This is a genomic window from Paenibacillus sp. Y568 (genome assembly GCF_059445545.1).
The window spans coordinates 64,470-86,064 of sequence record NZ_JCAIUM010000019.1; the positions used below are offsets into that span (position 1 = coordinate 64,470).

General features: G+C 44.0%; 19 protein-coding genes, 18 tRNA genes, 2 rRNA genes and 1 riboswitch. Of the genes, 3 read left to right on the forward strand and 36 right to left on the reverse strand.

Annotation, left to right across the window (positions count from 1 at the left end):
* Positions 1-64: 64 nt before the first annotated feature.
* The 6 genes from AC1D7X_RS21580 to AC1D7X_RS21605 form a co-directional block, all read right to left on the reverse strand.
* Positions 65-1,834, reverse strand: coding sequence for a methyl-accepting chemotaxis protein (locus AC1D7X_RS21580; protein ID WP_495476102.1), 1,770 nt, complete (start codon positions 1,832-1,834; stop codon positions 65-67).
* A 178-nt stretch (positions 1,835-2,012) separates the two neighbouring features.
* Positions 2,013-2,096, reverse strand: a riboswitch (cyclic di-GMP riboswitch).
* A 214-nt stretch (positions 2,097-2,310) separates the two neighbouring features.
* Positions 2,311-2,514, reverse strand: a complete 204-nt coding sequence (locus AC1D7X_RS21585) for a hypothetical protein (RefSeq protein WP_495456874.1) — start codon at positions 2,512-2,514, stop codon at positions 2,311-2,313.
* Positions 2,514-3,947, reverse strand: coding sequence for a dihydropyrimidinase (gene hydA / locus AC1D7X_RS21590; RefSeq protein ID WP_495456875.1), 1,434 nt, complete (start codon positions 3,945-3,947; stop codon positions 2,514-2,516). Before hydA ends, AC1D7X_RS21585 begins: the two co-directional genes overlap by 1 nt.
* A 3-nt stretch (positions 3,948-3,950) precedes the next feature.
* Positions 3,951-5,240 carry an NAD-dependent dihydropyrimidine dehydrogenase subunit PreA gene (preA, locus tag AC1D7X_RS21595; protein ID WP_495476103.1) on the reverse strand — a complete coding sequence of 430 codons (1,290 nt, stop codon included), beginning with the start codon at positions 5,238-5,240 and terminating at the stop codon, positions 3,951-3,953.
* Positions 5,241-5,317: 77 nt separating this feature from the next.
* Entirely contained in the window at positions 5,318-6,712 is a 1,395-nt protein-coding gene (locus AC1D7X_RS21600) for an NAD(P)-dependent oxidoreductase (RefSeq protein WP_495476109.1), read from the reverse strand.
* Positions 6,702-8,018: a M20 family metallo-hydrolase gene (locus AC1D7X_RS21605; RefSeq protein WP_495476104.1), complete on the reverse strand. Its 1,317-nt coding sequence runs from the start codon at positions 8,016-8,018 to the stop codon at positions 6,702-6,704. The genes AC1D7X_RS21600 and AC1D7X_RS21605 overlap by 11 nt, the downstream gene beginning before the upstream one ends.
* A gap of 224 nt (positions 8,019-8,242) precedes the next feature.
* Here AC1D7X_RS21605 and AC1D7X_RS21610 point away from each other — a divergent pair, with 224 nt between their 5' ends.
* Together AC1D7X_RS21610 and AC1D7X_RS21615 are read left to right on the forward strand one after the other, a co-directional pair.
* Complete coding sequence (locus tag AC1D7X_RS21610) at positions 8,243-9,043, forward strand: PucR family transcriptional regulator ligand-binding domain-containing protein (RefSeq protein ID WP_495456905.1); 801 nt, start codon at positions 8,243-8,245, stop codon at positions 9,041-9,043.
* 63 nt (positions 9,044-9,106) lie between these two features.
* On the forward strand, positions 9,107-9,574 hold the full coding sequence (locus tag AC1D7X_RS21615) for a helix-turn-helix domain-containing protein (protein ID WP_495476105.1): 468 nt from the start codon (positions 9,107-9,109) through the stop codon (positions 9,572-9,574).
* 10 nt (positions 9,575-9,584) lie between these two features.
* Here AC1D7X_RS21615 and AC1D7X_RS21620 read toward each other — a convergent pair whose 3' ends face one another.
* From AC1D7X_RS21620 to AC1D7X_RS21660, 9 genes are all read right to left on the reverse strand, one after another.
* The gene (locus tag AC1D7X_RS21620) at positions 9,585-10,940 is read right to left on the reverse strand and encodes an aspartate aminotransferase family protein (RefSeq protein ID WP_495456879.1); all 1,356 of its coding nucleotides are present in this window, start codon (positions 10,938-10,940) and stop codon (positions 9,585-9,587) included.
* A 38-nt stretch (positions 10,941-10,978) separates the two neighbouring features.
* Positions 10,979-12,445 (reverse strand): CoA-acylating methylmalonate-semialdehyde dehydrogenase, encoded by a 1,467-nt coding sequence (locus AC1D7X_RS21625; protein ID WP_495456880.1) that lies wholly within the window; start codon positions 12,443-12,445, stop codon positions 10,979-10,981.
* Positions 12,446-12,480: 35 nt separating this feature from the next.
* Entirely contained in the window at positions 12,481-13,365 is an 885-nt protein-coding gene (locus tag AC1D7X_RS21630; RefSeq protein WP_495476110.1) for a nitrilase-related carbon-nitrogen hydrolase, read from the reverse strand.
* 86 nt (positions 13,366-13,451) lie between these two features.
* Positions 13,452-14,117, reverse strand: a complete 666-nt coding sequence (locus AC1D7X_RS21635) for an ABC transporter substrate-binding protein (RefSeq protein ID WP_495456881.1) — start codon at positions 14,115-14,117, stop codon at positions 13,452-13,454.
* Positions 14,083-14,535, reverse strand: a complete 453-nt coding sequence (locus AC1D7X_RS21640; RefSeq protein ID WP_495476106.1) for an ABC transporter substrate-binding protein — start codon at positions 14,533-14,535, stop codon at positions 14,083-14,085. Before AC1D7X_RS21640 ends, AC1D7X_RS21635 begins: the two co-directional genes overlap by 35 nt.
* A 123-nt stretch (positions 14,536-14,658) precedes the next feature.
* A complete protein-coding gene (locus AC1D7X_RS21645) occupies positions 14,659-15,129 on the reverse strand; it encodes an ABC transporter permease (protein ID WP_495456883.1) in 471 nt (156 codons plus the stop codon).
* Positions 15,130-15,138: 9 nt separating this feature from the next.
* Positions 15,139-15,609 (reverse strand): hypothetical protein, encoded by a 471-nt coding sequence (locus AC1D7X_RS21650; RefSeq protein WP_495456884.1) that lies wholly within the window; start codon positions 15,607-15,609, stop codon positions 15,139-15,141.
* Positions 15,606-16,496 (reverse strand): ABC transporter permease, encoded by an 891-nt coding sequence (locus AC1D7X_RS21655; RefSeq protein ID WP_495476107.1) that lies wholly within the window; start codon positions 16,494-16,496, stop codon positions 15,606-15,608. The genes AC1D7X_RS21650 and AC1D7X_RS21655 overlap by 4 nt, the downstream gene beginning before the upstream one ends.
* Before the next feature lie 4 nt (positions 16,497-16,500).
* Positions 16,501-17,283, reverse strand: coding sequence for an ABC transporter ATP-binding protein (locus AC1D7X_RS21660; protein WP_495456907.1), 783 nt, complete (start codon positions 17,281-17,283; stop codon positions 16,501-16,503).
* Positions 17,284-17,953: 670 nt separating this feature from the next.
* Between AC1D7X_RS21660 and AC1D7X_RS21665 the strand changes: the two genes are divergently transcribed.
* The gene (locus AC1D7X_RS21665) at positions 17,954-18,205 is read left to right on the forward strand and encodes a YolD-like family protein (RefSeq protein ID WP_495456885.1); all 252 of its coding nucleotides are present in this window, start codon (positions 17,954-17,956) and stop codon (positions 18,203-18,205) included.
* Positions 18,206-18,365: 160 nt separating this feature from the next.
* Here the strand turns inward: AC1D7X_RS21665 and cysK are convergent, their stop codons facing one another.
* The 21 genes from cysK to AC1D7X_RS21770 all read right to left on the reverse strand — a co-directional run.
* Positions 18,366-19,280, reverse strand: coding sequence for a cysteine synthase A (gene cysK / locus AC1D7X_RS21670; protein ID WP_495456886.1), 915 nt, complete (start codon positions 19,278-19,280; stop codon positions 18,366-18,368).
* A gap of 180 nt (positions 19,281-19,460) precedes the next feature.
* Positions 19,461-19,531: transfer RNA gene (locus AC1D7X_RS21675), tRNA-Gly, on the reverse strand.
* Positions 19,532-19,545: 14 nt separating this feature from the next.
* Positions 19,546-19,619 (reverse strand) — tRNA-Pro (locus AC1D7X_RS21680).
* Positions 19,620-19,627: 8 nt separating this feature from the next.
* Positions 19,628-19,707: transfer RNA gene (locus AC1D7X_RS21685), tRNA-Leu, on the reverse strand.
* Positions 19,708-19,731: 24 nt separating this feature from the next.
* Positions 19,732-19,808 (reverse strand) — tRNA-Arg (locus AC1D7X_RS21690).
* An 18-nt stretch (positions 19,809-19,826) separates the two neighbouring features.
* Positions 19,827-19,901 (reverse strand) — tRNA-Gly (locus AC1D7X_RS21695).
* 7 nt (positions 19,902-19,908) lie between these two features.
* Positions 19,909-19,993: transfer RNA gene (locus AC1D7X_RS21700), tRNA-Leu, on the reverse strand.
* 16 nt (positions 19,994-20,009) lie between these two features.
* Positions 20,010-20,085, reverse strand: a tRNA-Lys gene (locus AC1D7X_RS21705).
* Between the two features lie 5 nt (positions 20,086-20,090).
* Positions 20,091-20,164: transfer RNA gene (locus AC1D7X_RS21710), tRNA-Gln, on the reverse strand.
* Positions 20,165-20,222: 58 nt separating this feature from the next.
* A tRNA-Tyr gene (locus AC1D7X_RS21715) sits at positions 20,223-20,307 on the reverse strand.
* 4 nt (positions 20,308-20,311) lie between these two features.
* A tRNA-Thr gene (locus tag AC1D7X_RS21720) sits at positions 20,312-20,387 on the reverse strand.
* Positions 20,388-20,414: 27 nt separating this feature from the next.
* Positions 20,415-20,490, reverse strand: a tRNA-Phe gene (locus tag AC1D7X_RS21725).
* Between the two features lie 16 nt (positions 20,491-20,506).
* Positions 20,507-20,584, reverse strand: a tRNA-Asp gene (locus AC1D7X_RS21730).
* A 13-nt stretch (positions 20,585-20,597) separates the two neighbouring features.
* Positions 20,598-20,673: transfer RNA gene (locus tag AC1D7X_RS21735), tRNA-Thr, on the reverse strand.
* 33 nt (positions 20,674-20,706) lie between these two features.
* Positions 20,707-20,782, reverse strand: a tRNA-Val gene (locus AC1D7X_RS21740).
* Positions 20,783-20,801: 19 nt separating this feature from the next.
* Positions 20,802-20,876: transfer RNA gene (locus AC1D7X_RS21745), tRNA-Glu, on the reverse strand.
* Between the two features lie 4 nt (positions 20,877-20,880).
* Positions 20,881-20,956, reverse strand: a tRNA-Asn gene (locus AC1D7X_RS21750).
* A 3-nt stretch (positions 20,957-20,959) separates the two neighbouring features.
* Positions 20,960-21,035, reverse strand: a tRNA-Ala gene (locus AC1D7X_RS21755).
* Between the two features lie 26 nt (positions 21,036-21,061).
* Positions 21,062-21,138 (reverse strand) — tRNA-Ile (locus AC1D7X_RS21760).
* A gap of 55 nt (positions 21,139-21,193) precedes the next feature.
* Positions 21,194-21,310, reverse strand: a 5S ribosomal RNA gene (gene rrf / locus AC1D7X_RS21765).
* Between the two features lie 170 nt (positions 21,311-21,480).
* Positions 21,481-21,595: ribosomal RNA gene (locus AC1D7X_RS21770) — 23S ribosomal RNA — on the reverse strand; the annotation flags it as partial.

Here is a 21,595-nt window from a genome sequence, read left to right on the forward strand (position 1 = left end):
CTCCTTGTTATCTCTCTATAAATTCAGTATCAGAATACGAATGGCCATCTAGGATGTACTTATTCTAGACTTTCAATTCAATAACTAAATCCTCAAGTTCAGTGGAGATTTGAGTCAAATGCTTTGCCGTGTCAACCATTTTACCTGCAGATACACGTTGTTCATTAGCACTTGATTTGATCTCTTCTGATAATTCTGCATTTCTCTCAGCCGTAACAGAAAGTTGTTTGATAGAAGCAGTAATTTGCTCCGTCTCTGCTACCATTTCTTCCGTTGCAGCAGACACCTCCTGAATCTGACTCGTAACCGATTCTGTGGCCGATACTAATGTAGCAAATAATTCCCCTGTTTCTTGTACAATCCCTATTCCGACTTCAACGTTATGTTCGCCTTCATTGATTGCCTCTACAGCAACTTGAGTTTCCTTCTGAATGTAGTGAATTAACTCAGTAATTTGTTCTGCTGACTTTCTTGATTCCTCTGACAGCTTCTTCACCTCATTGGCTACAACAGCAAACCCTCGTCCTTCTTCTCCAGCCCTAGCCGCTTCAATACTCGCATTCAGAGATAGTAATTGTGTTTGTGTAGCAATTTGGGTAATGACCTGTACAATTTCTCCAATCTGTCCAGAACGTTTCTGTAACTGTTCGATAGAGACCACTGAATGAAGTACAGATTTATGAATAGCGTCCATCTGTTTCATCACTTTATCAACATTCACACTACCTTGTTCTGAATGCTCTCTCATATTCATAGACGTATCAGATAACACATTGGTACTTCCTGCAATCGTGCTAACCCCTGAAGATATTTCTTCCAGCGAGATGGCACTCTCTACGATTGACCTACTCTGCTGTGATGCCTGGTCAGATATTCCATCAATATTCTTAGTAATCTCCATCGAAATATGTTGATTATCTTCCAAAGCAGCGAATAATTCCTTCCCCTGCTCAGCCGATTGTATTGATATCGATCTAATCGTCGTAACCAAACGGTTAATCGTGACTACCGTCCCATTAAACTTCTCAGCCACTTGACCCAGTTCGTCTTTGCTTGTTGCCAACTGAACGTTGAAGTCACCTTGACTTAATTTCTCTAGCGCTTTAATCAAATCTTGCACAGGTGCAAAAGTCCGCTTCGTAATAAAATACTGAATTGTTATCATAATAATTAAGATCAATACCAAAGCTATTGACGTATATTTTAGCAATTCTTGTTTGCCGTTCTTAATTAGGCTTGCATCGACATCGATACCCATGTAAGCAAATATATTTCCTTCTGCATCCTTGTATGGAGCAAGAACAGTTACCCAAGTACCAAATCCATCATCATACGGTTGGGTAAACGTTAATTCTTTGGTCTTTAGCATTTTTCTTACACCGTCTGCATGAATTTCAGGTTGCGGATATATTGCTCCTAAATTCAGACCTTCTTCTTGAATAATCGCATCTAAGAGTTCATCTGAGAAGGCAATCATTGATGTTCCGTTACCCTTCTCAAGTTCAGGACCAAATAAATACCCTTGAGATACGTTAGGATGTTGAATAGGTAATTCCGCAAATATTTCTGCCATTTTCCTCTGGATCGGTGATTGACGGTCAGTATTAGCCTTTGCTTCCGCAACCTCTTCTGTCGTTACCTTACTCTCCCATGATTCCATTATTTTTCTTGAATCCGACTCCAATTGGTTCGTCAATACATTCCCCTGGATATAATAACTTGCTGCAATCAATATGACACCTGTTAAAAGAATAAAGAGACTCGTCCATAACATATTTTTAGTGACAATACTTTTGTTACTAAAGAACCCTTTTAGTTTTTTTAAAAACTTCATTTATATGTCTCCTCTTATTTGTTATAATATGAATCTATTACATATGTATTTCATTCTAGGTTGTAGTTGCTTACTAAAGAGTCAATTCCCCCCTTAATCTTTTAAGTCATACTTCATTCCTATTAAAATAAAAAATGGTGTTCCACAAAACTGACTAAGCAGCCGCAGATCACCAATTTATTGCAACTGGCTGACTTTCCCTGAGGAATTAGTCCCTATAGCTTTGCGTCACTACCTTTCGGTAGTTTTGCCTTATTAATATATAAAGTTGTTAAAAAAATCTTTTATTCGACAACAACCAACAACGATACTCATTTTACTATGTATTTGTAAACATTTCCAGCGTTTTTTCGGTAGAATTTATATGTTCTTTGTCGAAATATAAAATTTATTGTTCGAATCACTTGATTTACGAACAAAAAAAATAGGAACTGAACAATAGTTCAGTTCCTATTTCTTGCTTCTATCGGTCTATTTTATCCCAAAGCCACTCTAATACCGACGTATTTACGTCCTTCTGCCGTTAACACGCGCATGTCTTTATGACTTCCTTTATCAAGTTCTGTAAATTTCACCTGTGCGCCATCTAGGTCTTCTAGTATATTAGTAATGGTATAACCTGCACTTATCAGTATATCTATTTGCTCTTTCTCACATTGATAATCTTCATGATCTGACATCAACTTCCTCCCCCTATGCCGATCTGTGCTGGTCCCTTAGAGTACTTCTTAACTCCCTCAAAACGCTTACGTCTTAGATACTGTCCCGCTCCCGCAGCACCCACAAACTCCTTATTTCGAATCACAAATGTCCCTCGACTTAAGACGGATACAGGCTCTCCCGTAATCGACATTCCTTCAAAGGCATTGTAATCCACATTCATATGGTGTGTTTCCACTGAGATCGTTCTTTCCACTGTGGGATCAAAGATAACGATATCTGCATCACTCCCTACCGCAATCGTTCCCTTCTGCGGAAAGATTCCAAATAACTTAGCACTAGAAGTCGCTATGATATCCACGAATTGATGAAGAGAAATCCTCCCTTTACCCACTCCCTCCGAGAATAATATACTGAAGCGATCCTCAATCATGGGCCCTCCATTTGGTATTTTGGAGAAATCGTTCAACCCCATATCCTTCTGACCGTTGAAATCGAAAGAACATTGATCAGATCCGATCGTTTGTAGCGCTCCACTTCGCAGTGCCGCCCATAACACATCTTGGTTCCATGACTCCCGAAGTGGTGGAGACCACACATACTTTGCACCTTCGAAGTCCGGCTTCTCCATATAAGATTGATCTAACACTAAATATTGTGGACAGGTCTCGCCGAATACTCGAAGTCCTTTCTTGCGTGCCTCTGCAATCTTCCATGCGGCTTCGGCACAAGTGACATGAACAACATATAACTGTGAATCTGCTAGTTCTGTTAAATAAGCCGCTCTACCCGTGGCTTCGCCCTCTAGCACCGGAGGTCTTGTTAATGCGTGATAGATCGGCGCAGTATTTCCATCAGATAATGCCTTCTCTACCAAATACTCAATAACATCGCCATTCTCTGCATGTACCATGACTAAGGCGCCTTCTTCTTTAGCTAATAAAAGGGTTTTATATAACGTTCCATCATCCGCCTGGAAGACATGCTTATAAGCCATAAACACCTTCAGAGATGTGATCCCTTCCTCCTCAATAATGAGAGGAAGTTCTTGGAGTACGGCATCATTCACTTCAGAGACCATTAAGTGAAATCCATAATCAATAACGGACTTTTTTTCAGATTTAGCATGCCATGTTTCTACAGCCTTACTTAGAGGTTCACCTTTCGTTGTCAGACAGAAATCAATCACTGTCGTTGTTCCACCAAAGGCCGCAGCAATCGTACCTGTCTCGAAATCATCTTTCGTCATCGTTCCACCAAAAGGCATATCTAGATGAGTATGTGGGTCCACGCCACCTGGGAATACATAACAACCAGAGGCATCGATGATCTCGGCTCCTGGTTCATCCAGATGGAGACCAATCCGAGTAATTACTTCACCCTCAATAAGAATGTCACCGATATAGGTGTCACTAGCCGTTACAATCGTTCCGTTCTTAATGATTTTTGCCATGGTTCATCCTACCTCCAGTTCAGAAGATTCCGAATTAAGCCTAGCTAGTACCTTCTGTCTCTCATTCCAGCTCATTGGAGCATGTTCATTTACAAGCTCAACCATATTGATGGCTCCGTCCACAGGACATACAATCGAGCATAGATTGCAGCCTACACAGTCCTCTTCACGTACTTGCAGAATAGCCTTGCCATCAGGATCATGCAGCATATCGATACATTGATGGGATGTGTCCTCGCATGCAATATGGCACTTATTACAGTTGATACACGTAACAGGATCGATTCTCGCCACCACTTTATAATTGAGATCTAAATCTCCCCAATTGGAATAACGACTAACCGTTTGTCCAACTAAGCTCATCACGGATTCGATTCCCTTGTCATCCAGGTAGTTATTTAATCCATCAATCATATCTTCAACAATTCGGAATCCATGGTGCATGACAGCTGTACATACCTGAACACCCGTTGCTCCCATGAGCATGAATTCCACGGCATCCTGCCAAGTCGAAATTCCACCAATACCTGAAATAGGAACTCCAACATTCAGATCCCTTGCACATTCTGCCACCATATTTAACGCAATGGGCTTAACAGCAGGTCCACAGTACCCACCATGTGCACCTTTTCCGCCAACATGCGGAATGGTGTTCCAAGAGTGAATATCCACGCCTGCGAGACTGTTGATCGTATTAATCATACTGACTGCATCCGCTCCGCCTTTAACAGCATGACGCGCAACAACGGTAATATCCGTAATATTGGGTGTTAACTTTACGATCACAGGTGTCTCTGCGACTTCCTTGACCCACATTGTCTGTTTCTCTACGAGGTCGGGCTGTTGCCCCGAGGCTGCACCCATTCCTCGTTCCGCCATACCATGCGGGCAACCAAAATTCAATTCAAGTCCATCTACGCCGATGGCCTCTACTCTTTTAACAATTTCATGCCACTTCTCTCGTGTGGGTTCTACCATCAGGGATGCAATAATCGCATGGTTGGGAAATCTCTTCTTCGTCTCGTAGATTTCCTTCAGATTCACTTCAAGAGGTCGATCCGTGATAAGTTCTATGTTATTGAAGCCCGCTACTCTCTGCCCATTGAAATGAACTGCAGCAAACCTTGATGAAGTGTTAATAATGGGGTCTCCGAGTGTCTTCCAGACGGCACCACCCCAGCCTGCCTCAAATGCACGTTGCACCTGATATCCGGTATTTGTTGGAGGTGCAGACGCTAACCAAAAAGGGTTCGGTGATTTAATTCCTGCAAGATCAATACGTAAATCCGCCATACGCAAGCTCCTCCCTTGTCATACACATTTAGTCCTACTCCAAGTATCCTTTTTATGAAAAACCGACATGGTGCTATTTATATAATGGACTCTGTTACAAGATCATTCTCCATAGAGAATCTTCTCGTTATAGCTTGAGCCACTAGCTTACCTTGTTGCGCAGCCGACACGACCATCGCTTCGCCCTTCCCCGATCCAAATACAATATCGCCAGCTGCATAAATCTTAGGATGAGACGTCAGATGGGAAGCATCATCAATACTGACTACGCCCCGGACATGTTCCAATCCCAAATGTTCAATGAGTTCTACGTGACGTGTCTGTCCGATTGCAAGCACTACGGCATCTACTGGCAACAACACATTAGATCCTTCAACAGGAACTGGAATCAATCTTCCGTCTTTTCCCTTTTCCTCGGATAATTTCATCTGGACACATTCCAAATGCGTGACCTTAGCATAGACATCCCCAATGATACGGGTTGGGGCTGTGAGCCAACTAAATTCTACCCCTTCTTGCTTCGCAAACTCATACTCAAAGTCATAGGCTGTCATTTCTTCTCGGGTACGTCTATAGATCATTCTCACTTGTGTCGCACCTAGTCTGACCGAACAAGTCGCAGCATCAATCGCCGTATTCCCTGCTCCAATCACCGCAATGCGTTTCCCTAGTAAGTTCATAGAGGTTAGATTACTCTTTGTGCTCTCAACCAGTTCGATCGCATCATACACGCCATCTAACTCTTCTCCTTCTAACCCAATAGGGGGAACGTATCCCATACCCGCAGCTAGAACGACAACATCATATTCTTCTAATAATTGTTCCACCGTAATGTCTACTCCAACTTTAACGCCTGTCTGAATCGTTACCCCAAGCTTCTCAACTTGCTCCACTTCCCATAACGATATCGTCTGTGGCAAGCGAAATGAAACAATCCCATACGTGTCTAATCCGCCAGCTATAGCCCTTGCCTCATAGATCACAACAGCGAAGCCCGCTCTGGCAAGATCTCTTGCAGCAGATAGCCCTGCGGGTCCTCCCCCAATGATGGCTACTTTCTTCCCGTTAGTTGCTCCAGCTGAGAATAGCTGTATATTATTTTCTCTTGCCCAATCCGTTGCGTAACGTTGCAACAAACCAATCTCAATTGGCTTCGATGCATCGTTCAACACGCAAGCTCCCTCGCATAACTCATCCGTTGGACATACTCTTGCACAACTTGCTCCTATCGGATTAGAGTCCATAATGGTCGTTGCTGATCCCTTTAAATTATCTGTTGCAATTCGTTTGATAAATGAAGGTATGTTAATGCCTGTAGGACAAGCTTTAATACAAGGTGCATCATAACAATAGAGACAACGGTTCGACTCTTCCATCGCCGCTTTCCGACTCAATCCTTCCTCGAATTCATCAAAGTTACGTGGTAACATGTCCGTGAAATAGGTCTGCTGAAGTGGATGGTTATTCGCCATCATGTGCTCCCCCCTGTATCACATACTCCGTATGATCAACCCCGTCTGAATTAGTCTGATCTTGATCTAGGCACATTTTGAGTACGGTCTGATAGAGAATTTCCGTGCCCAATGCAATATCTTCCTTACTTGAGTACTCCTGCGGGTTATGGCTAATGCCATCTTTACAGCGAACAAAAATCATACCGTAATCACAGTAATACGACATGGCAATGGAGTCGTGAAAAGGTCCACTCATAAGCTCAGGAGCCTTGATGTTCATTTCTTGTGCAGCTTCTCGAATGTAACCCTTGATGTAATCCGCACAGTACCGCGGTTCACTTCTCATATCTTCTCTAATCTCTACTCGAAGTCCATGTTCCTGTATAACATCATCGATTAGATCACGTAGTTGTTGCTCTAACCGATCTCTACGTTGCAACTCAATATCTCGCAAATCAATCGTGAACCGCACATGTTCTGGAATGATATTCCGCGAATCAGGAAATACCTGAAGAGAGCCAACCGTGCCTACCGTTGGGGCACCTGGATCTCTAGAGGCAATAGCTTGAAGCCCAACAATAATCTTGGACGCTCCGACCAAGGCATCTTGTCTTAGATTCATAGGCACAGACCCCGCATGACCAGCGAATCCATACACATCAACCGTCCACCATAGAGGACCCGATATTCCAGTAACGATACCTACTGCACAATCCACCGATTCTAGAACCGGACCTTGCTCGATATGCAACTCCAGAAAGGCGCCAATCTCGCCAGCTCCATATTGAGAATCAACGAACTTGTCAGGATCTCCACCGAATTCTAGTAACGCTTCTCGACGTGTGACTCCATTCTTGTCCTCACGTTCTAACTCCCCTTCCTCTAGCTGATTCAGAATTCCACGTACACCAAACAACCCCTTGTTAAAGCGACATCCTTCTTCATCACAAAAGGAGACCACTTCGATAGAAACTCTTGGAATCATTCCTTTGTCAGATAACGTTTGAACGGTTTCAATTGCGCCTACCACACCAATAATTCCATCGAATCTGCCTGCATAGGGTTGTGTATCAATGTGTGATCCTACCATCACGGCTGGAGCTTCCCGATCAGTTCCCTCGATTCGTCCTATCAAGTTACCAAAGGCATCGATTCGAGTTTTTAATCCAGCTTGCTCCATCCATATCCTTACGACATCCACGGCTTCACGATCTTCCTTGGAAAGAGCAAGTCTGCATACCCCTGTGTCACTAATTTTGCCAATCTCAGCGAGCCGTAAGACTCTTTCTTGGACTCTATCTGCACTGATGGTTAAATTCCGCATGACATTCCCCTCCAGGATATTTATTCATTTGTGTAACATAATATAACATGTAAACTACATTTAGGGTTTAAAATATTTTTGTTGGGACACAGAATGTTATTTTCACTTCAATTCACGCATTTACATTTCCTTATAAGTTATATATGCTAACATTAGATGGTTAAGATTATGGATTATTGTGACAAAACACTTCATTCATTTGAAAGCGAGGGATTATCGTGGATATGGAACTCGTATTTACTATCAAGGACGCCTTACAAAGACCTCTATTTCAAGACGTTGAGGTTGTAGCAGGCCTGAATGGAATTCATCGTCAGATTCGTTGGGTTCATATCTTAGAAATCGTGAACTTTGAGACTCTTATCCACGGAGAGGAAATGATCCTTACCACTGGCATGGGTTTTAATGTAGATACCCTCTCATCCATCACATTTACTGAGAATCTAATGAAGCAGAATGTAGCATGTCTATGCATTGAGATCGGGCCCTATTTCGACAGCATCCCAGACCAATTGCTTGAACTGTGCAACTTGCATGATTTCCCACTCATTGTATTTCCTCAGCCCGTTCGTTTTGTCGATATCACGCTTGACCTGCACTCGATCATCATTAATCGTCATCACAGAATGCTTCAAGAACTTGAGAGTATCTCTAGAGAGTTTCATCGCTTAACCCTTACTTCTCAAGGAACATGGAAAGTCCTTCAATTGCTACACCACAGCACCCATGCTCAGATTATCTATCAACCTAACCAAGGTAAGACCCTATTCCATCCTTCTAACCTTTCCTTTCAAGAACAAAATCTGTTCCTCGACTGGTTCCATACCATACAAACAGAATTAGAAGGTCTCAAGCCTGACGGGGCATCTTATCTCCGCGAATATAATAACCATATCGTAGTAATCAAACCTGTAGGTGCACTAGATCAGACTTGGGCTTATATCATCGTCATGTGTCAGCATCGACCTCGAGAGTATGATTACATGCTTTTAGATTCTGCCTCACTATCCATTGCTCAAGAATAACTTCGAACTCGATACATGGAAGAACGCAAACTATTTTCCGAGAATTTATGGGTAGATGAACTTATGAATTCCTCGTTCAAAGATGAGAACCAACTGAAGGCCCTAATCGGACCCGATTTTAAAAAATATAACGAACTCTCTTATCGCGTCTGCTTGATCGAAATCGAGAATTTATACGACCTAACATGGAATCACTCGGATCACGAATGGGAATCGGATGGCAAGACACTTCAGTCTTTCATTCGTAATTATCTAGGACCGTTAATTGATTATGATGAAGCCAAAGGAAGTGAGTTACTGTTAACGCTTCGGGTATATCTTGATCATGATGGATCTAAGCAAGAATCTGCGCGGAAATTATTCATTGTTCGACAGTCTCTGTACTATCGTCTAGATCAAATCACCGAGCTGCTCAGCAAAGACTTCATGTTGCCAGAGAACCGAATTGCGATCCAAGTCGCACTCCGTGCTTATCAATTACTTGAACCTAACAAAATGAAGGTGAAGTTAGATAGCCAGATCATGTCGTGACTTTCGGAGGTTACTGACTATTCATCACCCGTTTAAACGTACTCACGATAAACTCTAAATCATCATCCGTAGAAGACAATGGCGGTGCTAGGGTTAATACATTATTGAACCCGGCTACGGTATCGCCATTCTTCCCGATAATGAGTCCTTGTGCTTTACATTCACTTATCACTTTCTTCACAAGATCCAGTGGTGCCGGTACCTTCGTTCGTTTATCCGCGACAAGTTCAACCCCAAGAATTAACCCGAAGCTACGGATATCACCAACAAGGGGATGGTCCAGCAGTTCCATCAATTCATCCTTCAGACGCTCCCCCAATATTCGAGAACGTTCAACCAGATTGTCCTGCTCGATAATTTCAAGGTTTCGAAGTGCTAAGGCACACGCTGCTGGATTCCCACCAAAGGTATTCACATGGCGGAAATGGCTGTACTCCCCTTCATCTTTAAAAGCATCATAAATATCTTTGCGCACTGCTGTTGCAGATAAGGGAAGGTACCCGCTCGTCAATCCCTTGGCCATGGTCACGATATCTGGCTTCATATTGAAATTCTGGTGTCCAAACTTCTTTCCAGAGCGTCCGAACCCACAGATCACTTCATCAACAATAAGGATTACACCATATGTGCTACAGATCTCCTGCACCCGTTCCATGTAGATGGCATGCGGAACAATGACTCCACCTCCTGTAATTGCAGGCTCCATGATGACACCGGCAATACTCTCAACACCTTCCCAAATGATCGTATCCTCTAACGATTGGGCACATTGTAAGTTAAATGCTTCAATGGACTGCCCTTCCGGACGACGGTAGCTATCTGGTGGGCTCACATGAAGAAACCCACTGCTAAGGGGTTCATATTTAAATTTGCGCTGAGCTTGACCCGTGGCAGAAAGCGCTCCCAATGAACTTCCATGGTATCCGCGATAGCGTGAAATGAACTTATATCGATAGTGTTGCCCGATCTGCTGCTGGTATTGTCTAACCATTTTGAAGGCCGCTTCATTTGCTTCAGAACCACTATTAGAGAAGAAGATGACGTAATCACCTTCCAACCATTCATTTAATTTCTCGGCGAGAAGAATAGCTGGCATATGACTCTGTGTCAGTGGAAAATAAGGCAATTTCAACAGTTGTTCATATGCCGCTTCCGCTAATTCCTTTCGCCCGTATCCAACATTCACACACCAGAGACCCGACATCCCATCTAAGTATTTATTACCCGACATGTCTGTAATCCATGAGCCTTGCGCCTCGGTAACGACCATTGGAGGATTATTCTCACTATAGGGCAACATACTGTGCCATAGGTATTTCTGATCTTTATGACTTACGTTGGCACTGTCCGTCTCGGTATTGAGCACGTTAATCCCTCCCCCTATTGCATTCTTATACTCATTTCTCAATATCGAGCGGTCACCATTTTCTTACGTGTATAGAACTCAACCCCATCACGACCATTCGCATGTAGATCACCGTAAAATGACTTCTTGTATCCCGAGAAAGGAAAGAATGCCATCGGCGCCGGGACACCAAGATTAACACCTAACATTCCTGAATCGATGTCTTCACGAAATTGCCGAATGGCTTTTGCGCTATCGGTATAGATACAGGCTCCATTCGCGAATTCTGATTGATTCGCAACATCAATCGCATCACTTAGACTTTTGACGCGTACGATGGAGAGGATCGGAGCAAAGATCTCATCTTTCCAGATGGTCATATGTGTCTGCACTTGATCAAAGATCGTTGGGCCAATGAAATACCCTTCCGTCTGCATAGCGGCGCCATCTTTCCTTCCATCTCTCACAAGGAGGGCTTGTTCCTGTTCCCCAATCTCGATATACTTCAACGTTCGTTCTTTATTGGATTGTCTAATGACAGGTCCAAGGAACACGCCTTCATCACTTCCATTACCGATCTTAAGCTGATCAGATGCCTCAATGAGTCGATTCACGAAATCATCCGCAATCTCCTTAAGAACGACGACAACAGAACAAGCCATACATCGTTCACCCGCGGAACCAAAGGCAGCGCTGATAATATTCTTTACGGCATTATCCATATCGGCATCTGGAAGCACAATGGAATGATTCTTAGCACCTGCAAGAGCTTGAACTCGCTTCCCCGTTGCAGTCCCCTGCGAATATACATATTCCGCCACAGGCTGCGAACCAACGAATGAGATCGCCTTGATCTCATTATTTTGTAACATGGCATTGACGACATCATGGGCTCCGTGCACAATATTGAGCACCCCATCTGGGAAACCCGCTTCCTGAAACAACTCCGCCAAACGATTCACCAATAGAGGCGTTCTTTCGGATGGCTTGAGAACGAATGTATTGCCACAAGCCACCGCTAACGGAAACATCCAACACGGAACCATCATGGGGAAGTTGAATGGTGTAATCCCCCCAATGACACCAATAGGGTATCGGTACATCCCCGACTCAATGCCTGTCGCAATATCAGGAAGTTGGCTTCCCATCATGAGTGTCGGTGTGCCTGCGGCAAATTCCACACATTCAATCCCCCGGCCAACTTCACCGTAAGCTTCTTCGTAGCTTTTACCATTCTCCAACGTAATGAGCTGCGCCAATTCGCTCCATTGCTCAATCAATAGCTGTTGATACCTAAAAAGATATCTCGCTCTGCGTGGAGTAGGTACTTTTCGCCAAGATTCAAAAGCCTTAACTGCGACGCTCACCGCTTCATCCAGTTCTTCCTTCGTTGAAATCGGAACATAAGCGATCGTCTCACCTGTCGCAGGATTGAACACCTCCTCAACTTGCGTAGACTTAGATTCAACCCACTTCCCCTGAATGTAATTGTTAAGTGTCTCAACTTGCGTCTGATTCAATCCCACGGTTACCATCTCTTCTCTGGGTTATTCCCATGCTATTATAGTCGAGCTAGCTCTTGATACGTCTCAGGACGCCGATCACGATAGAATTGCCAACTCTCGCGAACCTCACGAATGAGGGATTTGTTCATATCTCCAATGATGACCTCATCCTGGTCACGGCTACCCATGGCAACGAAATTTCCACGTGGGTCTACGATATACGACTGACCGTAGAATTCACCCATATTCCATGGACCTTCCGTACCCACTCGATTAATCGCTGCCACATAATATCCATTAGCTACCGCATGAGCTGGTTGTTCTAACTTCCATAAGTATTCCGACGTCCCCGCTACGGTTGCAGAAGGGTTAAAGACAATCTCAGCCCCATTGAGCCCAAGCATTCTTGCACCTTCTGGAAAGTGACGATCATAACAAATGTATACGCCGACTTTGGCAAAAGCAGTATCAAATACAGGATATCCAAGGTTACCCGGCTTAAAATAATACTTCTCCCAGAATCCAAAGTCGCCCCCACCTGCACCCACATGTGGAATATGATGCTTACGATACTTCCCAAGGTATGAACCATCCGCATCGATAACCGCCGCCGTATTGTAATACGTTGCGATCCCTTCTCGTTCGTAGATCGGTAATATGATTACGATTCCTAATTCCTTAGCTAAATCCTGAAACAACCTTGTCGCGGGGCCATTCGGAACTTCTTCTGCCGCGTCGTACCATTTATCCGTCTGTTCTGCACAGAAATATGGGCCATAAAATATTTCCTGAAGAGATACGATTTGAGCTCCTCTTTGTTTCGCCTCACGCACAAGCTTCATATGTTTCTCGATTGAGCTAGCCTTGTGAATATTCACGGGTTCGCTACCATCTACATCATGTTTCACCTGAATCAACCCAATGGTTACCGTATCCATGATTGTCTTCCCCCTCTTAATGTAGCTTCAAGGTGACTCACTACCAGCAGTCACCTTGTCACTCTATGAATAAATATTGCTACATCCTATTATTTAGAAGCCATATCCATAATCTCATTCGTGTAAGCTTCTTTTAGATCTGCTGGTTTCTTAATCACACCGAATTGATGTGCAATATCAGCCGTCTGTTTGAATGCCGCTTCATCGATATATCCCATTTTGGCAGGGTCAAATCCTTCTGGAAGAATCAACTTCGCAACTTCCTTCATCATCGTTACTTGATGGTCTCTAGAAGTGCTACCCTCCTCTGCTTCCTTCATCACACTATCAACCGCGCCTTCAGGATCATCAATCGCTTGCTTCCAACCCTTTAATGAAGCACGTAGGAACTTAGCAGCGGTTTCTTTGTTATCTGCTAACCACTCTTTATTGGCAAATAGGTTATCTTCCAACATCGCTACACCTTCCGCATTCATATCAATCACGTTCAAGTCGCTCTCAAGTGTCCCTTGTTCCAATACCATTTGGAATTCGTTATATGTCATGGCGGATGCAGCATCTACTTCTCCAGTGAAGAATTGATCCATAGTGAATCCTTGCTTAGCAAATTCTAAATCCTTATTTGGATCGAACTTATATTTATCAAACAAAGCTAGAATCTCGAATTCATTGCCACCCATCCAGTTACCAACCTTTTTCCCTTTGAGATCAGAAGGGGAATTAATCCCCGCTTCTTTTTTTGGAGACGAGTACAAGACCACTCTTCTGATAGATTTGAGCAATTTCAATAAGCGGCAAGCCTTCCTCTTGATGTGGCAAAAGACTAGCAACCCAATCCACACCAATATCAGCTGCTCCACTGGCTACTTGTTGCTCTGGTACAATATCCGGTCCCCCTGGTAGAATCGCTACCGCTAGTCCCTCTTCCTTGTAATATCCCTTTTCCAGTGCCACATAATATCCTGCGAACTGAGCTTGAGGAACCCATTTCAGTTGCAACTTCACCTTGACTGGATCTGCTGATGCTTCCACTGCCGCTGTTGGTTCACTTGTCTTACCAGTTGTATCCGTTTCACCTTTTGTATTGTTACCACACCCAGCTATTATCGAAGAAATCATCAATATCATGGCCAACAACAACGTGCTACGGTATTTCCGACTCGATTTCTTCATGGATAGCTCCCCCTATTTTTAGAAAAAATATTAACCACAACCTGACATCATATTTAATCGAAGTATGTTATATTCAGTCCATTCCACAGCTTCTCTCCCAATAGGGAGTACCACGTCAGTAGTCTACGTGGATGCAATCCACCTTTTTTTCAAAACTTTACGGTGTGTCCGTTGTGAGGGATGCCACTTGATACAATACTTTTCAATTCTTTCTACGAGTAAATAAAAGATAACACCTGCAATAGCCGCTACAATAATACATGACCAGCCTAGTGGCATCTTGGCTACTTTAATGGAGTTGGAGAGCAGATACCCAAGTCCGCGGGATGAGAAAAAGAATTCACCAACAATGGCTCCAATCATACTTGCCGTGGTGTTAATCTTCAATGCAGTGAATACATATGGAAGACTATTCACAACTCTCAAATACCGGAATACTTCATGCTTCTTCGCAGCGTAAGAGTGCATAAGATCAAGTGCCAGTGGATCTACCGTACTCATTCCCTTGTGCGCATTCATTGCCATAGCCGCCATCGTCGTCGCGGTCACAATGGCCATTCTTGAACCCATTCCATCCCCGAACCATAGGTTCATGATAGGAGCCTAAGCTACGATGGGTACTGCATTCAAAGCAGCTACGAGCAGGATACTTCCTATTCCCCAGCGTGGCCAAGCAGTCGCTACCAGTGCAATGATGAAACCCAGTGCTGATCCTACAAGCATCCCTAACACTGCCTCCGTAAGCGTATATCGGGTATAAGAAATTAATAGACTCATATGATCTACCATCGCATTTCCTATCGTCGATGGAAGGGGTAACTGGTATGTTTTTAGATCAAATAAGGAATGGATTACCTGCATCTGCCACAAAGTGATAAAAAGGACTCCTGCTAGAAGAGGGAGTCCGATTCGACTTCCTGATCCTCTCTTTCTTTTTCCTAGGTTAGCCTTCACCACGGATTGAACGTTTATATTCGATGAAGGCATAGAATTAGGCAGTTGAATTACTAGAGCTGCATCATGTTCGCCTGTTGGATTATCCCAATCTAGTTCCTCTAAAGAGTCTCCCTTCATTCGTTGTTCCCTCCTTTTGCTCGGAACTCAGGTTGCCATGGTGAGACCCAACGCTCAATAAGGCTCATAAGTAGATAACTGAGTACACCTAACAATGCGCCTACAATGACCGTTGACCAGAACATGTACGTATGAGAAGGACCATAATATAGATTGCGTAACATAATTACTCCGATACCATGCTGTGCTCCCATAAGTTCTACTAATATAGCGCCAGTCACTGCCAGCGGTGCTGCGATCTTTAATCCGCTAAATAATCCGGGTAACGAAGCCGGAAAGCGAAGCTTCAGATAAACATTCCACGGTTTGGCTGCACACGAGTACATTAGTTCCAGAGCCGAAGGTTCAATACTCCTTAACCCTCTCAACATATTTAAAGAGACTGGAAAAAACGTAATATATCCTGCGATAAGAATACGTGCGATTTGTTCATCTCGAACAATGCCGTACAATATAGGGGCTAACCCAAGCACCGGTATCATTTGGGAAGCAATCGCATAAGGAAAGGTCAGATTCTCTATCCATTTCGATACACTCATGAGAATCGCAATGAGTACGCCCGCAATCGCTCCAATGAGGAAGCCCACTCCCGCAATCGCTCCAATGAGGAAGCCCACTCCCGCATTCGCAAAGGTCACCCCGCCCTCCCTCATTAAGGTTGTTCCATATTGCCCAAAGGTTCGAATCACTTCATGTACATATGGCAACTTAGATTGAGCAAGTGGCACTTGAATCAGATGTAACAATACCCAAGACATCAATTCCCATACGATGAGCAGCCCAAGTACCCATACCATCGTAGGCAACATCCGGCTACGAGAAAGCACGTTTTGTCCCTTCATCCGATGTACCATCCGACTACGAACAAACACACTTTGTCTCTTCATTCGATTACACTCCTTCGAAACTATCGCGAATCTGCGCAATGAGTTCATAGAATTGAGGACTACTTCTCATTTCCCGTGTACGTGGACGAGCTAATGGAATATCCACCACCGTTGATAACCTTCCTGGATGTGGTGATAGAACGAATACCCGATCAGATAGAAAAATAGATTCAGGAATACTGTGTGTTACAAACACAACTGTATTCTGTACCTTACTCCAAATCGACAGGAGTTCTTCATTAAGCCGCTCTCTCGTGAACTCATCTAGTGCAGAGAAGGGTTCATCCATAAGCAGAATCTCTGGCTCCATAGATAAAGCTCTAGCGATCGCAACACGTTGTTGCATTCCCCCACTTAACTGCCATGGATATTTATCTGCAAAACCCTCTAACCCAACCAGTTCCAACAGTTCATCGGGTTTACGTTCCTTTTCCAATTTCTTAACACCCATCATTTCTAATGGGAGCGTAATGTTGTCCCTAACTTTTCTCCAGTCATACAGCACAGGGCTTTGAAAGACGATTCCATACTTCTGTGCCAATCGAGCTTCCTTAGCCGTCTCTCCAGCTACTCTTAAGGTGCCGCTTGTTGGTTGAATTAGATCCGCCATTAGTCGAAGAAGCGTGGTCTTACCGCAACCCGAAGGTCCCAATAGAGAAACAAATTCCCCCTTAGCAATGTCCATACTAACTTGGTGAAGTGCCAATACCTCAGCGGAATCTGTCGCATATTGCATACTAATTTGATCTAGTTCTATTTCAGGAATCCTCGTCGCTGTCATACCCATATCCACTCCCCCGTTAACTCTATAAAAGATATTAATGTTATATTTAATGACATATATGACTGCCAGATTCGGATAATACGTACTTCGTGTTCCTTTTAATAACATCATACGCTCATGTGTTATCACTAACACTAGACAAAGCGTAAAACAGGTAGGCAAATATTGAGTCAATCTGTCTACAATCAATAATTTATGGAGAAAAGTATTTATTTAAGTGCCATTTTGGAGTTATATACTCTAACATTAAGTTGTGATCGTCATTATTTTTATCTAGAGAAATTATCCCTAATTGATTACATTTTGTAGTTTCTGTATAAGCTCCATCCCCAATCATCCACATTGGCCGGTTATTCTGTATATTGGGTTTGCACGAGAACCCGAAGGAAGTTGAACCGATCTTTAATGTTCATGATTGGAGAAATAGTTCGACGAATGGTGTATTTCGTTATCTTCATTACCACAGTAATACACACGAAGTGTTAGGCATTATCTGTGGTTCAGTAACCTAGGGAAAAAGGTCCATTGCTTGAATATTGGAGCAAGGTCTAGCATCCTGGATCTGCAGCATATTGGCCTATATAACACCTCTTGATGCAATTGCCAATGACTTGAATAACAATTGACGTTATACTTGAAGATAGTGCTTAGTTGCGTAAGGGGAGGGATGTATATGGCTAAGACAAAGGTTGCAAAAAGACCTACTCGAGATGAATTTGAATTAGAAGAGTTAGGGAATCAACTTGTCGAAGCAAAAAATGAAGACAGCGAGATTGAAGTAACCGTCTGGGGACGGGAAGAGCAAGTACGAGGTCGAATTACGATCATGGACTCACGAACGCGATTAGTTCATTTTGAGAACGATATGGGAGTAATTAAAGTACCTTTTCTAGATATTATGAGAGTGGATTACCCAAGGGATTAGTCACGTGATCATACGATTCAACTGTAACATGGAGATCATGGCGTATTTCACTAGAATACCAAATAAACCGTTGAGGACAATGACCCAGGTTTGTCCACAGCGGTTTATTTATAAATATAAGAAACCAACACGGCATTGCCGGTTCTACTTGTTATTTCCTCTAAAACAATTCCATGCTCAAGTAACGCTCACCTGTATCCGGAGCTATACAGACCACTCTTTTACCAACACCTAATCTTTTAGCTACTTGTACTGCTGCATAAACGGATGCTCCTGAGGATGGTCCTACTAGAATCCCTTCTAATCGGGCAAGGTCTTGCATCATCCCAATCGCTTCTTCATCAGCAATCTGAATGATCTCATCATAGACGCTCGTATTCAGGATACTAGGAACAAACCCCGGACTCGTTCCTACCAATTTATGAGGTCCCGGTTGGCCACCTGATAGTACAGGTGAACCCATTGGCTCAACCACGGCAATGTGTATATTCGGCAATTCTGCACGTAACGTCTCACCTGTACCTGTAATCGTACCTCCCGTACCCGCTGTCGCCACGAAAGCATCCAAGCGATAATCCATTTGCTCCAATATTTCTAGAGCTGTCGTGGTGCGATGAATGTCAGGATTGGCTTGATTCTCGAACTGTTGTGGAATAAAGCTCCCCGGGATCTCTTCTCTAAGTTCCAGTGCCTTCGCAATGGCACCTGGCATTCTTTCACTACTTGGCGTTAGAACAACCTCGGCTCCGTAAGCTTTTAAAATATTGATACGTTCCTTGGACATATTATCAGGTAGAATTAAGATAGCTTTATACCCTTTAGCCGCGGCAATCATAGCTAATCCAATCCCCGTATTCCCACTAGTCGGTTCAATAATGGTACCCCCAGGGGAAAGTAACCCATTTTTCTCAGCAGTATCAATTAGATTGTAAGCTGCTCTATCTTTAACACTCCCAGAAGGATTGAACATCTCCAACTTCGCGTATACTTCTGCAGCTCCGGCTGGGATCGTTCGAGTCAACTTCACCATGGGTGTCTGACCTATAAGCTCCGTCACATTTTGTACGATACTCATGCCGCATCTCTCCTTCATCTGTGCAGGGTTACCTAACGAATAAAAAGTTCCCCACTGAATTTATCTTAGGATATCATAATCGTATATAATTCACTAGATTTGGGATGTATTCATCTAAAAATAAACATAAAAAAACGTGTAAATCCTTTATATCATGGATTTACACGTTTTTCGATTCTAAGCGGGTGATGGGAATCGAACCCACGCTATCAGCTTGGAAGGCTGAAGTTCTACCATTGAACTACACCCGCATTAAATAAAAGTATCGGGACGACACGATTTGAACATGCGACCCCCTGGACCCAAACCAGGTGCTCTACCAAGCTGAGCTACGTCCCGATAATGTATGCCGATGAAGGGACTCGAACCCCCACGGTTTCCCTCGCGATTTTGAGTCGCGCGCGTCTGCCAGTTCCGCCACATCGGCGCATACATATAACTATTAAAATAATGGTGCGCCCTAAGAGATTCGAACTCCTGGCCTTTTGATTCGTAGTCAAACGCTCTATCCAGCTGAGCTAAGGGCGCAAATGCATGTGATAAAAATGGAGCGGACGACGGGAATCGAACCCGCGACCCTCGCCTTGGCAAGGCGATGCTCTACCGCTGAGCCACGTCCGCAAATCAATGGTGCGCGTGGAGGGACTTGAACCCCCACGTCGTGAAACGCTAGATCCTAAGTCTAGTGCGTCTGCCAATTCCGCCACACGCGCACACTTGTAAAAAAAATGGTGAGCCATGAAGGATTCGAACCTTCGACACCCTGATTAAAAGTCAGGTGCTCTACCAACTGAGCTAATGGCTCATATATGGCTGGGGATATAGGATTTGAACCTATGGTGACGGAGTCAGAGTCCGTTGCCTTACCGCTTGGCTAATCCCCAACAACTACAACAGTATCGGTTGTGTAGTACAATGTTATACCTCTGATGAGATACAAAATGGTGGAGGATGATGGATTCGAACCACCGAACTCGTAGAGAGCAGATTTACAGTCTGCCGTGTTTAGCCACTTCACTAATCCTCCGTAATGGTGCCGGCGAGAGGACTTGAACCCCCAACCTACTGATTACAAGTCAGTTGCTCTACCAGTTGAGCTACACCGGCGCACCTACGAAACATTGTTCAAATCTATGGTGGCTCGGGACGGAATCGAACCGCCGACACGAGGATTTTCAGTCCTCTGCTCTACCGACTGAGCTACCGAGCCTTAATTTTTTAAAAAATGGCGGAACCGACGGGATTCGAACCCGCGATCTCCTGCGTGACAGGCAGGCATGTTAGGCCAACTACACCACGGTTCCTCATTTATAAAAATGGTGCCGGCGAGAGGACTTGAACCCCCAACCTACTGATTACAAGTCAGTTGCTCTACCAGTTGAGCTACACCGGCACGGTGTAAAAGTAATTCTTAAAAAAGTAAAGATGGTGGAGGCTGAGGGGATCGAACCCCCGACCCTCTGCTTGTAAGGCAGATGCTCTCCCAGCTGAGCTAAGCCTCCGTCTAAATAAAAACAATAATGGTGACCCGTAGGGGAATCGAACCCCTGTTACCTCCGTGAAAGGGAGGTGTCTTAACCGCTTGACCAACGGGCCTTAATGGCTCCCCGAACAGGACTCGAACCTGTGACAACTCGATTAACAGTCGAGTGCTCTACCAACTGAGCTATCAGGGAATATGGTGGAGCCTAGCGGGATCGAACCGCTGACCTCCTGCGTGCAAGGCAGGCGCTCTCCCAGCTGAGCTAAGGCCCCATATTTACTGGTGTGTTATGTTATTATGGTGGGCCCTGGTGGACTCGAACCACCGACCTCACCCTTATCAGAGGTGCGCTCTAACCAACTGAGCTAAGGGCCCTTATGTACACCTAAACAATCTAGGCAAAAAAAAACCACATGAGTTGTGGTATTCTGCTTGGCGGCGTCCTACTCTCCCAGGACCCTGCGGTCCAAGTACCATCGGCGCTGGAGGACTTAACGGTCGTGTTCGGGATGGGTACGTGTGGAACCCCTCCGCTATCGCCACCAAACAGGATTTTTGTGCTGCTTGTCTACTTTGTTCATACTTCAACAAAATATCCTACCCTATAAAAGGTATGCAACATAAAATCAGTACAAGGTTTAATCCTTGAAAACTAGATACGAATGAATTTGCAGTTCGAAACTTTCATTTGCTTCTGAAGCCTAAACTCCAGAATATTAGGATAAGCCCTCGACCGATTAGTATTGGTCAGCTCCATGCATTGCTGCACTTCCACCTCCAACCTATCTACCTCGTCGTCTTCAAGGGGTCTTACTAATTGGGAAATCTCATC

Bases quoted from the DNA above. Each gene is read 5' to 3' on its own strand.
- AC1D7X_RS21580 (WP_495476102.1), bottom strand. From the start codon at position 1,834: ATGAAGTTTTTAAAAAAACTAAAAGGGTTCTTTAGTAACAAAAGTATT.
- AC1D7X_RS21615 (WP_495476105.1), top strand. From the start codon at position 9,107: ATGAATTCCTCGTTCAAAGATGAGAACCAACTGAAGGCCCTAATCGGA.
- AC1D7X_RS21640 (WP_495476106.1), bottom strand. From the start codon at position 14,535: ATGAAGAAATCGAGTCGGAAATACCGTAGCACGTTGTTGTTGGCCATG.
- preA (WP_495476103.1), bottom strand. From the start codon at position 5,240: ATGGCGGATTTACGTATTGATCTTGCAGGAATTAAATCACCGAACCCT.
- AC1D7X_RS21665 (WP_495456885.1), top strand. From the start codon at position 17,954: ATGGCTAAGACAAAGGTTGCAAAAAGACCTACTCGAGATGAATTTGAA.
- AC1D7X_RS21645 (WP_495456883.1), bottom strand. From the start codon at position 15,129: ATGAACCTATGGTTCGGGGATGGAATGGGTTCAAGAATGGCCATTGTG.
- AC1D7X_RS21600 (WP_495476109.1), bottom strand. From the start codon at position 6,712: ATGGCGAATAACCATCCACTTCAGCAGACCTATTTCACGGACATGTTA.
- AC1D7X_RS21660 (WP_495456907.1), bottom strand. From the start codon at position 17,283: ATGGGTATGACAGCGACGAGGATTCCTGAAATAGAACTAGATCAAATT.
- hydA (WP_495456875.1), bottom strand. From the start codon at position 3,947: ATGGCAAAAATCATTAAGAACGGAACGATTGTAACGGCTAGTGACACC.
- AC1D7X_RS21610 (WP_495456905.1), top strand. From the start codon at position 8,243: ATGGAACTCGTATTTACTATCAAGGACGCCTTACAAAGACCTCTATTT.
- AC1D7X_RS21605 (WP_495476104.1), bottom strand. From the start codon at position 8,018: ATGCGGAATTTAACCATCAGTGCAGATAGAGTCCAAGAAAGAGTCTTA.
- AC1D7X_RS21650 (WP_495456884.1), bottom strand. From the start codon at position 15,609: ATGAAGGGAGACTCTTTAGAGGAACTAGATTGGGATAATCCAACAGGC.
- AC1D7X_RS21585 (WP_495456874.1), bottom strand. From the start codon at position 2,514: ATGTCAGATCATGAAGATTATCAATGTGAGAAAGAGCAAATAGATATA.
- cysK (WP_495456886.1), bottom strand. From the start codon at position 19,280: ATGAGTATCGTACAAAATGTGACGGAGCTTATAGGTCAGACACCCATG.
- AC1D7X_RS21655 (WP_495476107.1), bottom strand. From the start codon at position 16,496: ATGAAGAGACAAAGTGTGTTTGTTCGTAGTCGGATGGTACATCGGATG.